10 protein-coding genes are annotated in these 15,232 nt (G+C 71.7%); 5 read left to right on the forward strand and 5 right to left on the reverse strand.

All coding sequences use genetic code 11. The features are described 5' to 3' along the window. Positions 1-209 precede the first annotated feature (209 nt). Positions 210-1,883, reverse strand: a complete 1,674-nt coding sequence (locus ADL12_RS12760; protein WP_062701687.1) for an acyl-CoA dehydrogenase family protein — start codon at positions 1,881-1,883, stop codon at positions 210-212. A gap of 80 nt (positions 1,884-1,963) precedes the next feature. Here ADL12_RS12760 and ADL12_RS12765 point away from each other — a divergent pair, with 80 nt between their 5' ends. Continuing rightward, complete coding sequence (locus ADL12_RS12765) at positions 1,964-2,746, forward strand: PaaX family transcriptional regulator C-terminal domain-containing protein (RefSeq protein WP_062701688.1); 783 nt, start codon at positions 1,964-1,966, stop codon at positions 2,744-2,746. A gap of 188 nt (positions 2,747-2,934) precedes the next feature. Here ADL12_RS12765 and ADL12_RS12770 read toward each other — a convergent pair whose 3' ends face one another. After that, positions 2,935-3,717 (reverse strand): pectate lyase, encoded by a 783-nt coding sequence (locus ADL12_RS12770; RefSeq protein WP_062701690.1) that lies wholly within the window; start codon positions 3,715-3,717, stop codon positions 2,935-2,937. A gap of 32 nt (positions 3,718-3,749) precedes the next feature. After that, positions 3,750-4,730, reverse strand: a complete 981-nt coding sequence (locus tag ADL12_RS12775) for a pectate lyase family protein (protein ID WP_062701704.1) — start codon at positions 4,728-4,730, stop codon at positions 3,750-3,752. Positions 4,731-5,089: 359 nt separating this feature from the next. Between ADL12_RS12775 and ADL12_RS12780 the strand changes: the two genes are divergently transcribed. The 3 genes from ADL12_RS12780 to ADL12_RS12790 all read left to right on the forward strand — a co-directional run bounded on the left by ADL12_RS12780 (position 5,090) and on the right by ADL12_RS12790 (position 12,032). Further along, positions 5,090-6,175 carry a glycoside hydrolase family 62 protein gene (locus ADL12_RS12780; protein ID WP_062701692.1) on the forward strand — a complete coding sequence of 362 codons (1,086 nt, stop codon included), beginning with the start codon at positions 5,090-5,092 and terminating at the stop codon, positions 6,173-6,175. A 48-nt stretch (positions 6,176-6,223) separates the two neighbouring features. Then, positions 6,224-7,555 (forward strand): extracellular catalytic domain type 1 short-chain-length polyhydroxyalkanoate depolymerase, encoded by a 1,332-nt coding sequence (locus ADL12_RS12785; protein WP_079051999.1) that lies wholly within the window; start codon positions 6,224-6,226, stop codon positions 7,553-7,555. 148 nt (positions 7,556-7,703) lie between these two features. Next, entirely contained in the window at positions 7,704-12,032 is a 4,329-nt protein-coding gene (locus ADL12_RS12790; protein ID WP_062701695.1) for a cation-translocating P-type ATPase, read from the forward strand. Between the two features lie 55 nt (positions 12,033-12,087). Here the strand turns inward: ADL12_RS12790 and ADL12_RS12795 are convergent, their stop codons facing one another. After that, positions 12,088-13,167, reverse strand: coding sequence for an NADH:flavin oxidoreductase/NADH oxidase (locus tag ADL12_RS12795; protein ID WP_062701697.1), 1,080 nt, complete (start codon positions 13,165-13,167; stop codon positions 12,088-12,090). 143 nt (positions 13,168-13,310) lie between these two features. Between ADL12_RS12795 and ADL12_RS12800 the strand changes: the two genes are divergently transcribed. Then, positions 13,311-13,664 (forward strand): ArsR/SmtB family transcription factor, encoded by a 354-nt coding sequence (locus tag ADL12_RS12800; RefSeq protein WP_062701700.1) that lies wholly within the window; start codon positions 13,311-13,313, stop codon positions 13,662-13,664. Here the strand turns inward: ADL12_RS12800 and ADL12_RS12805 are convergent. Beyond that, the gene (locus ADL12_RS12805; RefSeq protein WP_062701702.1) at positions 13,584-14,972 is read right to left on the reverse strand and encodes a nucleobase:cation symporter-2 family protein; all 1,389 of its coding nucleotides are present in this window, start codon (positions 14,970-14,972) and stop codon (positions 13,584-13,586) included. The two genes, ADL12_RS12800 and ADL12_RS12805, sit on opposite strands and share 81 nt — an antisense overlap. Positions 14,973-15,232: the final 260 nt, after the last annotated feature.

The raw sequence follows: 15,232 nt of genomic DNA on the forward strand, positions 1-15,232 counted from the left end.
CTGTTGGTGTCCGTCGGCCGATCAGCCCTGCTTGGCTCCGCGTCCTGTTGGTGTCTGCCACCGGATCTGTCGTGCCCGGCCCCGCGCCCTTGTGGTGGCCGCTGCCCGACCAGTTCTGCCCGATTCCGCGTCCGGCGGTGTCTGCCGCCCCATCAGCCCTGCCCCGCTTCCCCCCGAGGCGTCCACCGCCCGAGTGCCCGTACCGCACTTCACGCCCCACCCGGCAGCGCCCGCCCCAAAATCGCGTCCACGTCCGCGGCGTCCGGCAGCGTCCCGAACGCGTGCCCCCAGTCGCCGCCGAGCCGGCTCGCGCAGAAGGTGTCGGCAACCGCCGTGGGGGCGTGGCGGACCAGCAGGGAGGCCTGGAGGGTCAGGGCCATCAGCTCGACCAGGCGACGGGCGCCCGCCTCGGAGCCCGCGGTCAGCAGGCCCTTCAGGCGGGTGATGGCCGCGTCCAGCCGGGCGTCCGCCCCCTGCGCCAGGGCGAGTTCGGCGAAGAGAGTCTCGGCGGTGCCCGGCTCCCTGCTCAGCGCCCGCAGCACGTCGAGGGCGTTGACGTTCCCCGAGCCCTCCCAGATCGACAGCAGGGGAGCCTCGCGGTAGTGGCGGGGCATGCCTGACTCCTCGACGTAGCCGTTGCCGCCCAGGCACTCCAGGGCCTCCGCCGTGAAGGCAGGGCCCCGCTTGGTGACCCAGTACTTGCCGACGGCGGTGGCGATCCGGCGGAACGCCGTCTCCGCCCCGTCCACGTCGTCCCCGCGCACCGCACGGTCGGCCGCGCCGGCCAGCCGTAGCGTGAGCGTCGTGGCGGCCTCGGACTCCAGCGCCAGGTCGGCCAGGACGTTGCGCATCAGTGGCTGGTCGATCAGCGGGGCGCCGAACGCGCTGCGGTGCCGCACATGGTGTCCCGCCTCGACGAGTGTCTTGCGCATCAGCGTCGCCGAGGACATCACGCAGTCCAGCCGCGTGCAGTTGACCATCTCGATGATCGTCTTGACGCCCCGCCCCTCGGGCCCCACCAGCCAGGCGACGGTCCCGTCGAACTCGGGCTCGGAGGAGGCGTTGGAGCGGTTGCCCAGCTTGTCCTTCAGGCGCTGGATGCGGAAGGTGTTGCGGCTGCCGTCGGGCAGGACGCGCGGCACGAGGAAGCAGGACAGGCCGCCCGGCGCCTGCGCCAGCACCAGGAAGACGTCGCACATGGGCGCCGAGGTGAACCACTTGTGCCCACGCAGCGTGTACACGCCGGGCTCGGCGGTCGGTGTGGCCGTGGTGGTGTTGGTACGGACGTCGGAGCCGCCCTGCTTCTCGGTCATCCCCATGCCCGCGAGCAGCCCCCGCTTCTCGGTCGGCACGCGCAGCTCCGGGTCGTACTCCCGGCTGGTGAGCAGGGGTTCGTAGACCTTCGCGAGCTCGGGCTGGCGGCGCAGCACGGGGACGGCGGCATACGTCATCGACGTCGGACAGCCATGCCCGGCCTCGGTGTGCCCCCACACCAGCCCGCCCGCGGTCCGGGCGACATGGGCGCCGGGCCGCTCGTCCGCCCAGGGCGCCGCCGCCAGCCCTTCGGCGACCGCGACCCGCATCAGGTGGTGCCAGCTCGGATGGAACTCGACCTCGTCGACGCGATGGCCGTACCGATCGTGCGTCCGCAGCTCGGGCTCGTGCCGGTTGGCCTGCTCGCCCCACTCCTGCGCCTCGGCGCTCCCGGCCCGCAGGCCGAGCCGCCGGATCCCCTCCTCGGCCCACCCGGCACCCTCGCGGCGCAGCCCTTCGAGCAGGGCCGTGTCCTCGGACGCGTCGTACGGGGCCAGGGGAGAGGGCTGGTTGGTGACGTCGTGGGTGGCGTACTGCCCGGACAGCTCCTGCGCGGGTATCGAGACCATGCCGTCAGTGTTGCACTGTGGCTGCGGTTGCAGCAATCCTGTAATATGACACCGTCACCCTCCCACGTACAGTCGTCGCCATGCCGAACAACGCCTCACCGCAGGCCGACGAGGTGGAACTGCGCCCGCTGTCCGCCCGGTCGGTCGTCCTGAGCCTGCTGCTGGGTCTGCATCCGCCCGAGCTGCCGGTGAAGGACCTGGTGCGCAGTGTGGAACCGTTCGGGATCGCGGGATCCACCCTGCGCGCGGCGCTCAGCCGGATGGTGGCGGCCGGAGACCTGCGGCGCGCGGACACGGTCTACCGGCTCAGCGACCGGCTGCTGGAACGCCAGCGGCGGCAGGACGACGCCGTCCACCCCGAGACCGTGCCCTGGGACGGCGACTGGGAGATGGTCGTGGTCACGGCGACGGGCCGCGGCCCCGCCGAACGCGCGGAACTGCGCAACGAGTTGACCAGGCTCCGGCTCGCCGAACTCCGTGAGGGCGTCTGGCTGCGGCCGGCCAACCTGCTCCGCCCCCTGCCGGACGGCCTCGGTCGGATCGCCGAGCGCTGTACGGCCCGCCCCGACCGCCCCGCGCGCGAGCTCGCCGCGAGTCTGTGGCCGCTGGACACGTGGGCCGGCACGGGACGCGCCCTCCTCGACCATGCCGCCCGTGCGCGGGACCCGTCCGATCGGTTCACCGCCTTCGCGGCCGTCGTACGGCACCTGCTCGCCGATCCGGTGCTGCCACCCGAACTCCTCCCGCCCGACTGGCCGGGCGCGCGCCTGCGAGCCGCCTACGCGGACTACCGGCGAGAGGTGGCCGACGCCGTACGCGCGCGTGACGGCGAGGAGAGGTCGGAAGGGCGCACGCGCGCGTGACGGCGAGCGGAGTGCCGGGAAAGGCGCACGCACGCGCGACGGTGGCAGGGCGGCAGAAAATGCACGCGGGTGGCGGCCCCTGGCCGGCTGAAAGGTCGCCGTGAACGACCCGGCGGCCGTACGAAGCGCCGTGCGGGGACGCTTCGGACGGCCGCCTTCACCGTGGGGGGTGTGCCTGTGGCTGTGGGCTACCGGTAGGTGATGTCCGACGTGGAGTACAGACAGTTCGTGCTGTCCGGACCCGTACCCACGGCGGTGTTGTTGTTGTACTTCTGGCAGGGAACGACCTTGCGGCTCGCGTCGTTGAGGATCGTGATGCCGCGCAGGGTCGCCACGTCGTTCCGGTTGACGTTGATGCCGACGAGGCGGGCCGTGGACCCGGTGCCGGTCACCTCGATGTTGCTGAGGTTGACCTTGCGCGTGTACTGCGTCGAGCAGTCACCGCACGAGCGGTACAGCGTCTTGAACTCGCTGACCGCGAAGTTGGAGATGTTCAGCGTCCCGGGCCCGTTGTGCTGGAAGACCTTGTCGGCGGCCTTCTTCGCGCCACCGCCGGTGACCGTGTAGGTGGAGCCGCCCCGGAAGGTGGCCGCGTCCTCGCCGACGTCCTCCCACCACACGTTCTGCAGCGTGCAGTTGCCCTCGCAGTGGATGCCGTCGGCGCCGGGCGCGCCGATGATGACGTTCTTCAGCGTCGCGCCGGGGGCGAGCTCGAAGATCGGGTCCTGGCCCTCTTCCTGGCCGTCGCCGGCGAGGTCGCCACTGCCGTAGTAGCGGACCATGCCGCCGTCCCGGACACCGGACACCTTGATGGTCGAGCTCACCGGCTGGCTGCTGCTGGGCCTGGGCCAGGTGGCGGCGCTCGCCGGAGGTGCGCCGACTGTCGTGATCATGACAGACGAGAGGCCGAGTGCGGCCAGACCGCCGGTTAACGCGCGCCGGCGGGCGCGGGGCTTTGCTGGTGAAGTCATGTCCCGGATGCCTTCTTCCAGTTGGGGGGTGGTCAGATCTTTCCGGCGCCCCCGCCGGACGTCACCGAGGCGACGACGGTGGACGCGGACTCCGCGGTGTAGCTGTAGGGCGGCGTGGTGAAGGTGCCGACCCGGGAGATCTCGGTCGCGGCTCCGCCGAGATCGTTGCCGCGCAGATTGGCGTAGCCGTCCACGTCGCTGCTGCGGTTGGTGGTGACGGCGACCTTGGTGTCGCGGAAGACGTTGTTCTCCACGAGCATCTGGGCGCCCATGCGCGAGTGGCAGGCGGTGTCCGCGCCGGCCACGTAGTTGTTGTAGAAGTGCCCGGTGCCGAAGCGCAGGCTGGGGATGCGGGAGTAGACGTTGCTGAAGGAGTTGTGGTGGTACGTCACCTTCAGATGGCCGGTGTCCTCGCTCGCGTTGTTGTCACTGTGACCGACCAGTGAGCCCTTGAAGTGGTCCTTGAAGGTGTTCCAGGACACCGTGACGTTGTCCGAGCCGTGATTGATGTCCAGCAGCCCGTCGTAGTAGTCCTTGTCGTGATCGCGGTCGGCCGAGAAGGAGTTGTGGTCGATCCACACCTTCGTCGACGCCTGGACCGTGATGCCGTCGGCCGGTGCCACCGGCTTGCTGATGTTCAGGTTGCGGACGACGACGTTGGTGACGTTCTTCAGTCGCAGTCCGCCCCCGGTGAACCCCGACGACGAACCGACGCCCAGCACCGTGGTGTTGGAGCCGACGTCGACCTGACCGCTCAGCGAGATCAGGCCGTTGACCCGGACGACCTTGGCCGAGTTGCCGGTGACCGCGGTCTTGAAGGCGTCCAGCGTCGAGACGGTCACCGCCGAGGCGCTGCCGCCGCCGGTCGTCCCGGCACCGAACCCGACCGGCGAGGTCTCGGCGGCCCCGGCGGGCTGCGGCAGGACGAGGGCGGCCGCGGTGGCGAGGGCGGCTGCGGCGGCCGTCACCAGCGCGGTTCTTTGCGAGCGTGCACGTGGGGGGAGAGTGCGCATGCGAATGCGTCCCTTCAGAAGGACTTGCTCGATCATGTACTTGAACGATGTGCGTCATGCAGAACGCTGCGCGCAGGCAGGGTGACCATGTGGGGTGCGGCAGTGCGGCTCGGTCAGCCTGCTGAACGGAACGTAGGGGGCAAGCGCTTTCTAGTCAACGCTTCGCGCAGAAGAATCCGGTCAGCCCTGATGGGAGGTAAGTGCTCTCTCGGCGCTCCCCCTTGTGCCTGGCGTGGGAGCGCTCTGTGCCTGGCGTGGGAGCGCTTCCATGATGGGCGTGTCCATGCCACGATGCTCTCCGGACGCTTTCCCTGCGAGAGGGCGAGTCAATGCCGACCCCCTATGTGCGTACGCTCCATATGCGTACGTTGATCAGCGGGCTGGTGCTCATCCTGCTGGCCTTCGGCGCCGTGGCCGTAGCCCCGGACCGCGCGGCCGCCGACGGCCCGTTGGCGGACCGGGCCGATCCACTACCCGGCTCCTTCACCTGGTCGTCCAGCGGTTCGTTGGTCGCGCCCAAGCCGGACGCCGGTCACCCGATCGTCTCCGTCAAGGACCCGACGGTCTTCCGGTACGTCAACCGGTGGCACCTCTACATGACGACGGCCGACACAGCCGGCCGGTGGAGCCTGGCCCACACCAGCTTCGCCGACTGGTCCCGGGCGGCCACCGCACCGCAGACGTTCCTCGACACCAACCCCAACCTCGGCAACCGGTACGCCGCCGCTCCCCAGGTGTTCTACTTCGCCCCGCAGAAGAAGTGGTACATGGTCCACCAGACCGGCCCGCCGTCCTTCTCGACCACCAACGATCCGGCGAATCCGGGGAGTTGGAGCGCGCCGCGGAACTTCTTCGAGGCCGAGCCGCCGATCGTCACCGAGAGCAAGGGCCCGGGCGGCCGGCTCGACTTCTGGGTCATCTGCGACGACACCGACTGCTATCTGTTCTCCTCCGACGGCAACGGCCACGAGTACCGCTCGCGCACTACGGTCGCCGAGTTTCCGAACGGCTTCCGCGACACGACCATCGTCCTGTCCGAGCCGAACCGCTTCGATCTCTTCGAGGGGAGCAACGTCCACCGCCTCGGCAGCAGCGGCAAGTACCTCATGCTCGTCGAGGCGCCGGCGACCGGCTCCGACTGGCGGCGCTACTTCCGCGCCTGGACGGCCGACAGCCTGGGTGGTGCGTGGACACCGCTGGCGCAGACCGAGGCCAACCCCTTCATCCGGTCCACCAACGTGACCTTCGGGCCGGGACAGCCCGCGTGGACCACGGACTTCAGCCACGGCGAGATGATCCGCGACGGCGTCGACCAGACCCTCACGATCAACCCCTGCCGCCTCCAGTTCCTGTACCAGGGGATGGACCCCGCCGCATCGAGCGGCGACTTCTCCCCACTCCCCTGGAAGCTCGGCCTGGTGACCCGGACCAACAGCTCCTGCTGACCCACACCCGCACCACGTCCACGAGCCGTGACCAGAAGGGACAAGGACGTGCCCACCCCCACCCGCACCCCCGCCACCACGAGAAGACCGCTGCGCGCGAAACTCGTCGCCCTCCTCGGAGCACTCCTGCCGCTACTCGCGGCACTGCTCGTCACCGCACCCGCGGCCTCCGCCCGCACCGAGGCGGCCGACGTCGTCCCCACCGCGACGCTCACCGAGGTCACCGACTTCGGCTCCAACCCCAGCAACCTGCGGATGTACCTGTACGTGCCGGACACAGTCACCGCCAACCCGGCGGTCCTGGTGGCCGTGCACTGGTGCACCGGCTCCGGCCCGGACATGTACAACGGCACCGAGTACGACACGCTCGCCGACCAGTACGGCTTCATCGTGCTCTACCCGTCCGTCACCCGCAGCAGCAAGTGCTTCGACGTCTCCTCGCCGCAGGCGCTCAAGCGCGGCGGCGGCAGCGACCCCGTCGGCATCAAGTCCATGATCGACTGGGTCACCCGCACCTACGACGCCGACACCAGCCGCGTCTTCGCCACCGGCATCTCCTCCGGCGCCATGATGACCAACGTCCTGCTCGGCGACTACCCCGACGTGTTCGCCGCGGGCGCCGCCTTCTCGGGCGTCCCCTTCGGCTGCTTCGCCACCACCGACGGCTCCGAGTGGAACAGCGCCTGCGCGAACGGCACCGTGACGCACACCCCGCAGGAGTGGGGCAGCCTGGTCCGCAACGCCTACCCCGGCTACAGCGGCCCCCGCCCGCGCATGCAGCTGTGGCACGGCACCGAGGACGCCACCCTGCGCTACCCCAACTTCGGGGAGATGATCAAGCAATGGACGAACGTCCAGGGCGTCAGCCAGAGCCCGGCCGCCACGGACACGCCGCAGTCCGGCTGGACCCGCACCCGCTACGGCGGCACCGGTGACCGGGCCCCCGTCGAGGCGATCAGCCTCCAGGGCGTCGGCCACAACCTGTACAGCAACGGCATGGCGGCCCGGGTCCTCACCTTCTTCGGCCTCGACAGCGGCGGCCCCGCACCCCAGCCCCAGCCCGGCGCCTGCAAGGTGAGCGCCACCACCAGCGCCTGGAACACGGGCCTGACCGGCTCCGTGACGATCACCAACACGAGCACGACGACGATCAACGGCTGGCAGCTCGGCTTCACCCTGCCCGCCGGCCAGACGATCACCAACGGCTGGGGAGCCACGTACACCCCGGCCTCCGGCGCGGTGACGGCGACCAGCGCCTCGTACAACGCGGCGCTCGCGCCAGGAGCGAGCGTCAGCATCGGCTACCAGGCGAACCACACCGGCAACAGCGCGGCGCCGGGCGCCTTCACGCTCAACGGGACGGCCTGCACGACAGGTTGATCCCTGCGGACCGCAGTGCGGGCGGGGCGGGAGCCTCCGGCCGCACAGCGGTCCGCCCGCCCACGCGATCAGCGGATGACATGCCGTTTTGCGGGAACCCGGGCCCCACGACAAGCGATGTCACAGCACGACCGGCTGAGGGCGAGCGATGGTTCTGGGACTCCTCACACGCACAGTCACACGTCCGGCGGCCGCCGCGGCCGGACTGGTAGCGGCCGGGCCCCGGCTGCTCGCCCGGGGAGCCGCCCCCGCAGTGGGAGCCGCCGCGGGAGCCGTGGCCGGGACGGCCCGGGCAGGCGTACGGGGCGCGGACTCCGCGGCGCGAGTCGTGCGGATCGCCCGCAACACGCTGCCCGTCCGCCCGCACCCCTGGCGGTCCGGCACCCGGACCCACCTCGCACTGCGGCCCGAGGTGCCGGACCGGGTACGGCGGGCGGGCGGGACGGAGCGAGCGGCGCGCCGGGTCGCGGCGGCACTGGCGGAGCGGCCCGATGTGGCCCTCGCGTACTGGGACGGCGGACTGGGCCGGCTGGTGGTGACCGCCGTCGAGGACTCGGTCAGCGATCGCGTGCTGGAGAAGGCGTCCGAGCTCGCGGCCCGGCATGGTCTGGCCCAGACGGACGAGGCGGTGGACGACATCGTGCACCCCGCCGACCCCGCCGGGGTACGAGCCGCCGCCGCGACGCTCGCCGCCGACGGCATCGGCATCGCGACCGCGTTCATCGGGTACGGCCTGCGCCTGCCCGCCTCACCCCGCGCGGTGACCGCGCTGGTGACGCTGGCACGGGAGAACCCGCGCTTCCGCGGCTGGCTGCGCGCCAGGCTCGGCCGCTCCCGCATGGACATGCTGCTGGCCGCGGCGAACGCGGCCGCCCACGGTGCCGGCCGGACCCCCAGCGCCCTGGTGCTCGACGGTGCGCTGCGCACACTCCAGCTGGCGGAGACGGTGGCCCGGGTGGCGGCGTTCGACCGGGTCCACGACGAGGTGTGTGTGCCGGAGCGGGGCAGCGTGGCCGGGGACCACCGCGTGCGCCCGCCGCTGCGCACCTCCCCGGCCCAGGAGTACGCCGCGCACGCCGAGGCCGGCGCCCTGGTGGGCGCGGTGGCCACGCTGCTGGTCAAGCACGACGCCACCGAGGCGGCGGAGGCGGTGCTCGCGGGCTCTCCCAAGGCCGCCCGCTACGGACCGGCCGCCTTCCACGCCGTACTGAGCTCCGCGCTGTCCCGCTCGGGCGCCCTGGTGCGCGACACCGAGCGGCTGCGGCAACTGGAGATGGCCGACGCACTCGTCCTGCACCCGAGCGCCCTGCGCACTCCCGGCGCGGGCGCGGACCCGTGGACCGAGAGCGTGCTGGACGCGGCGCGGCGCGCGGGCCTGCGGGTCGTGATGGTGGACGACCCCGCCCTGGCCGATTTCACGAGCCTCGCCGACCAAGTCGTGCGCGACGAGCGGTCGCTGAGCGATGTGGTGACGGGGTTGCGCGGCGAGGCCGGCGTCATCGTCACGGTCGCCCGGCCGGGTCCGGCCGACGAGGACGTACTCGACGGACTGCTCGCCGGCGATGTGGCCGTCGCCCTCACCGACCGGGACGGGGCCGTCGTCTGGGGCGCGGACGTACTGGCCCTGCACGGTCTGGCCGACGTGTGGCGGCTGCTGCGGGCGGTACCGGCCGCGCGCAAGGTCGGTCGCAGGTCACAGACCCTGGCCCGGTCCGGTGCCGCCCTGTCCGGGCTGCTGGTGGCCATCGGCAAGTCCCAGCGTGGCCGCCGTACGCCCTGGCCCGGGCTGCGGCACACGCCGGTCGACGTGAGCGCGGCCTGGGCCCTGCTGACCGGCGTGCGCACCGCCCTCGGCGTGGCGGTCGCCCGCGCCCCGCACCCCCGCCCGCGTGTGGCCTGGCACGAACTGGAGCAGACCGAGGTCCGCGACCGGCTGGCACACGAAGAGGGTCCCGAACAGACCCTGACCGAGCAGACCACCGACCACGCGCGCAAGGCGATCCGCACGATGGGCCGGCAGCGCGTGTTCGCACCGCTGAGCGGCCCGCTGCAGCTCGCCCGGGCCGTGCGCGGCGAACTCGACGCCCCCCTCACCCCGGTGCTGGCCGTCGGCTCGGCCGCCGAGGCGATCCTCGGCTCCGTCGTGGACGCCCTGCTGGTCGTCGGCGCGCTCGACCTGAACGCGCTGGTCGGCGGCGTCCAGCGGATGCGGGCCGAGCGGGCGCTGTCCGGGCTGCTGGCGAAGCAGAAGCAGAAGGCACGCGTCACGACCGAGGAACCGGAGCCCGAACCGCACCTCGTGGACGCCGCCAAGCTCCGTCCGGGCGACCTGATCGAGCTGCGGGCGGACGACGTGGTGCCCGCCGATGCCCGCCTCGTGTGGGAGGACGGCCTGGAGGTGGACGAGTCCGCGCTCACCGGGGAGTCCCTGGCGGCCGACAAGGGGACCGACCCGACCCCGGACGCGGCCGTGCCGGACCGCCGCTGCATGGTGTTCGAGGGGACGACCGTGGTGGCCGGAAACGCCCGGGCCGTCGTGGTGGACACCGGGGACCGGACGGAGGCCGCCCGGGCCGTGGCCCTCGCCTCCCGCAAGCCGCCGTCCGCCGGAGTACAGGCCAGGCTGCGGGAACTCACCGACAAGGCCCTGCCGTTGACCATGGCGGGCGGCGCCGGTGTGACCGCTCTGTCGCTGCTGCGCGGCACGCCGATCCGCCGGGCGGTGAGCGGCGGGGTGGCGGTGGCCGTGGCCGCCGTCCCCGAGGGGCTGCCACTGGTGGCGACCGTGGCGCAGCTGGCGGCCGCCCGTCGGCTGAGCCACCATGGAGTCCTCGTCCGGGCGCCGCGCACCCTGGAGGCGCTCGGCCGGATGGACACCATCTGCTTCGACAAGACCGGCACCCTCACCGAGAACCGGCTGCGTCTGGTGCGCGTGACCGACGCCGACGGCACGGCCCGCAAGCCGGACGAGGGCGATGCCACCCTGCGCGTCGCGGCCCGCGCCTGCCCACGGCTCAACGGCAACACCGACCGGCCCGTGCACGCCACCGACGAGGCCGTCCTCGACGCCGCAGGCCACGACCCGGAGTGGACCCAGACCGAGGGCCTGCCCTTCGAGGCCGGACGCGGTTACGCCGCCGCCGTCGGCCGGGCCGAGGACGACACCCCGGTACTCGTGGTCAAGGGCGCCCCCGAGACGGTGCTGCCCGCCTGCGCCGACCTGCCGTCGTCGGCCCAGGCGACGGCGCAGCAGCTGGCCGGCGACGGACTGCGCGTCCTGGCGGTGGCCCGGCGCCCCCTGGACGCGGCGGACGAGGCGGCGGACGTCCTGGAACAGCCCCTGGAGAAGCTGGAGTTCACCGGTCTGCTCGCCCTCGCCGACGTCCCGCGCGACACGTCCACGGCCCTCGTCGAAGGCCTGCGCAAGGCAGGCGTACGACCCGTCATGCTGACCGGCGACCATCCGCAGACCGCCCGCGCGATCGCCGCGCAACTGGGCTGGCCCGAGGACACCGGCGTGGTCACGGGCGACGAGCTGGCGTCCGCGGACCGGGAGGAACGGGCCCGGATGCTGCGTGACATGGGCGTGGTGGCCCGGGTCGCGCCAGAACAGAAGCTCCAGGTCGTCGAGGCGCTGCGGGACGCCGGCCGGGTGGTCGGCATGGTCGGCGACGGGGCCAACGACGCCGCGGCCATCCGCGCCGCCGACATCGGCGTCGGCATCAGCGCCCGAGGTTCGGCGGCCGCCCGCAACGCGGCCGACCTCGTCCTCACCGACGGCGACCTCACGGTCCTCATCGAGGCCGTCGCCGAGGGCCGGGCCCTGTGGCACAGCGTCGCCGACGCCATCGCCATCCTGATCGGCGGCAATGCCGGCGAGGTCGGCTTCGGCCTCCTCGGCACCCTCCTGTCGGGCGCGGCACCCTTGTCGACCCGCCAGATGCTGCTGGTGAACCTGTTCACGGACCTGTTCCCGGCGATGGCGGTGGCGGTGACGCCGAAGGAGGCGGAGACAAAGGAGGCGGAGACAGAGGGGGGCCAGGGCGAGGAGGGAGCCCCCGAAGGCACCGAACCTCTCGGCACCTCCCTCCTCGGCGCCCCCCTGATCAGCAAGATCCGGAACCGCGCCCTGACCACCACACTCGGCGCGACGTCCGCCTGGCTGTTCGGCCGCTTCACCCCGGGCACGGCCCGCCGCTCCACCACCATGGCCCTGTGTGCGGTGGTCGGCACCCAGCTCGCCCAGACCCTGGCCGACCGCCGGGGCAGCCCGCTGGTCCGCGTCACCGCCCTGGGCTCGGCAGCCGTCCTCTTCGTCCTGGTCGAGACCCCAGGCCTCAGCAACCTCTTCGGCTGTACGCCGCTCGGCCCGATCGCCTGGACGGGCGTCGCCGCGTCGATCGCACTCGCGGTGTCCGGCCAGCGTGCCGTGCCGTACCTGGAACGGGCCGTTATGCAGCGTGTGCCGACGGGATGATCTCGGCATCACCCGCAGCCGCACAGCGAGACAAGCCACTCCAACGAGTAGGCGATCAAACGGACCGGTGATACTGGTCCGGCACATGCACGTCCCCGCCCAGCTCCCGTGCCGCATGCCTCGCCCACGAAGGGCTGCGCAGCAACTCGCGGCCGAGCAGGACGGCATCCGCCTCGCCGTTCGCGATGATCTTCTCCGCCTGTTCGGCGTCGGTGATCAGCCCCACCGCGGCGACCGGCAGCGAGGTCTCGGCCTTCACCCGCGCGGCGAACGGCACCTGGTAGCCAGGACCGACGGGGATACGGGCACCGGACGCGTTACCCCCGGTGGAGACGTCGAGCAGGTCGACGCCATGGACCTTGAGGTCGGCCGCGAAGCGGACCGTGTCGTCGGCACTCCAGCCGTCCTCCTCCAGCCAGTCGGTCGCCGAGATGCGGAAGAACAGCGGCTTGTCGTCCGGCCACACCTCCCGCACGGCGTCCACGACCTGGAGCGCGAACCGGGTGCGGTTCTCGTACGAGCCGCCGTACTCGTCGGTGCGGTGGTTGGAGTACGGGGAGAGGAACTCGTTGATCAGATAGCCGTGGGCGCCGTGGATCTCGGCGATCTCGAAGCCGGCGGCGAGGGCACGGCGCGCGGCGTCCGCGAACTGCCCCACGATCTCCTGGATCTCGGCGACCGTCAGCTCACTCGGCACCGGGTGCCCGTCGGCGAACGGGACCGCGCTCGGCGCCACCGGCTGCCACCCGTGCGCGTCCGCACCCACGGGCGCACCGCCCCGCCAGGGCTGGTCGGTCGATGCCTTGCGGCCGGCGTGTGCCAGCTGGATTCCGGGCACCGTGCCCTGCGACACCAGGAACCCCGTGATCCGGCGGAACGCCTCGACCTGGGTGTCGTTCCAGATGCCCAGGTCGTACGGGGTGATGCGGCCCTCCGGGGTGACCCCCGTGGCCTCGACGATGATCAGCCCTGTGCCGCCGGCCGCGCGGGCCGCGTAGTGCGCGAAGTGCCAGTCGTTGGGGACGCCCATGTCGGGACCTTGCGGCGCGGCCGAGTACTGGCACATCGGGGGCATCCACACCCGGTTCGGGATCGTCACGTCGCGCAGGGTGTAGGTCTCGAAGAGCGCACTCACGGCTCACTCCATTCGTCGCGGGACCAGGGGTCGACTCGTACGATAGGCATCGTAGTACGGGAAGTGTCAAACTACGAGAGATCTCGTACAACAACTACGAGGGTTCTCGTACAATGGAGCGAGTCGAGTGAAGTGGAGCCGCCGTGACCAGCCCCGCTGTCAGCAGCCGAGACCTCCCGCACCCCACGCGCGAGGAGATCCGTCTGGAAGGCGTGCTGCACGCGCTCTCCGACCCGATGCGGCTGCAAATCGTGCGAGAGCTCGCCGCCGTCGGCGACGAGCTCTCCTGTTCGCACTTCGACCTGCCGGTGACCAAGTCCACCACCACGCACCACTTCCGGGTGCTGCGCGAGAGCGGTGTGATCCAGCAGGTCTACCGGGGCACGGCCAAGATGAACGGCCTGCGCAAGGACGACCTAGACGGCCTCTTCCCGGGACTTCTCGACCGCCTTCTCGACGCCGCCGCCCGGCAGGCCGTCCGCCTCGGCGGCGCCTGAACCCGCCTTCGCGGGCAGGTGGTTGAAGAGCAGATTCAGTACGATCGCCGTCAGGCAGCCCGCGCTGATCCCGCTGTTCATCACCGTCTGGAACCAGTCCGGGAACTTCTCGTAGATCGTCGGCACACCGACCGGCAGCACCCCCATGGCCACGGAAACGGCCACCACCGTCAGGTTGTTGTTGCCCTTGAAGTCCACCTGGGCAAGGGTCCTCAGGCCGCTCGCCGCCACCGTCCCGAACATCACCAGACCCGCACCGCCCAGCACCGGCGCCGGTATCGCCGCCACCACCGCGCCCAGCTTGGGCAGCAGGCCGAGCAGCACGAGAATGCCGCCCGCGGTGGCGACCACCCAGCGGCTGCGCACCCGGGTCATGCCGACGAGCCCCACGTTCTGTGCGTACGCCGTGTACGGGAAGGTGTTGAAAACGCCGCCCAGCACCGTCGACAGCCCGTCGGCGCGCAGGCCGTCCGAGAGGGAGCGCGGCTCGACCCTGCGGTCCGTCATCTCGCCGACGGCGATCAGGTCACCGGTCGTCTCGGTCATCGTCACCAGCGCCACCACCAGCATCGGCATGATCGCCGAGAACTCGAAGGTGGGCGCCCCGAAGTGGAACGGAGTGCTGATCCCGACCCAGTCGGCGTCCCCGACCCCGCCGAAGTCGGTGAACCCGAACGGCACCGCCACCGCGAGCCCGACCGCGATGCCGACCAGCACGGCGATCCGGCTGAGGAACACCGGCGCGAACCGCTGCACGCCGAGCACCACCGCGAGCACGAACGCGGCCAGTGCAAGGTTCTTCGGTTCCCCGAAGCCGGGTGAACCGACGCCGCCGGCAGCCCAGTTGCCCGCGACCGGCAGCAGCGACAGGCCGATGATCAGGATCACGGTGCCGGTGACGAGCGGCGGGAAGAAACGGAGCAGCTTCCCGAAGACCGGCGCCAGCAGCACGATCGCGAGCCCCGCGACGATCACCGAGCCGTAGATCGCGGGCAGTCCGCCGCCTGTGGTGCCGATGAGCACCATGGGGGAGACCGCGGCGAAGGTACAGCCCTGCATGATCGGCAGCCGTACGCCGAAACGCCAGAAGCCGATGCACTGGATGAGGGTGGCTATGCCGCACACCAGCAGGTCGGCGGTGATCAGGTATGCCAGGTCTGCGGGCGGCAGCTTCATGGCGCCGCCGACGATCAGGGGGACGGCCACGGCGCCGGCGTACATCGCGAGTACGTGCTGGAGGCCGAAGGCGGCCAACTGGCGTTTGGGCGGGATCTCGTCTACGGGGTGCGCGGGCGCGGTTGCTGTCATGGGCGAGACCGTAGGCTCCTTGAACAGATTGTTGATTTCGGGGGTGTTGCTGCTTCGTTTCTCGCTGCGGGTGGTGTGTGGCTGGTCGCGCCCACATGGCGCCAGCCGCACATCGATTCAGCCCGCGCCCCTAGGGCCTGTCTGACAATTCCCGCCTGCCCCGCGGCGTCTGGCACGCACGCTCGCCGCGTTGCCGAACCGCCCACGTGGCTCCGCCACGAGGGCGCTCCGGCGCCTTGCGATCGCACGCACCAGACGCC

Origin of the sequence: Streptomyces regalis (assembly GCF_001509475.1) — a bacterium.
GTDB lineage: Bacteria > Actinomycetota > Actinomycetes > Streptomycetales > Streptomycetaceae > Streptomyces > Streptomyces regalis.

What these genes read in the sequence shown, in the direction of transcription:
- ADL12_RS12760 (WP_062701687.1), bottom strand. Translation starts at nt 1,883, where the DNA reads ATGGTCTCGATACCCGCGCAGGAGCTGTCCGGGCAGTACGCCACCCAC.
- ADL12_RS12765 (WP_062701688.1), top strand. Translation starts at nt 1,964, where the DNA reads ATGCCGAACAACGCCTCACCGCAGGCCGACGAGGTGGAACTGCGCCCG.
- ADL12_RS12770 (WP_062701690.1), bottom strand. Translation starts at nt 3,717, where the DNA reads ATGACTTCACCAGCAAAGCCCCGCGCCCGCCGGCGCGCGTTAACCGGC.
- ADL12_RS12775 (WP_062701704.1), bottom strand. Translation starts at nt 4,730, where the DNA reads ATGCGCACTCTCCCCCCACGTGCACGCTCGCAAAGAACCGCGCTGGTG.
- ADL12_RS12780 (WP_062701692.1), top strand. Translation starts at nt 5,090, where the DNA reads ATGCGTACGTTGATCAGCGGGCTGGTGCTCATCCTGCTGGCCTTCGGC.
- ADL12_RS12790 (WP_062701695.1), top strand. Translation starts at nt 7,704, where the DNA reads ATGGTTCTGGGACTCCTCACACGCACAGTCACACGTCCGGCGGCCGCC.
- ADL12_RS12805 (WP_062701702.1), bottom strand. Translation starts at nt 14,972, where the DNA reads ATGACAGCAACCGCGCCCGCGCACCCCGTAGACGAGATCCCGCCCAAA.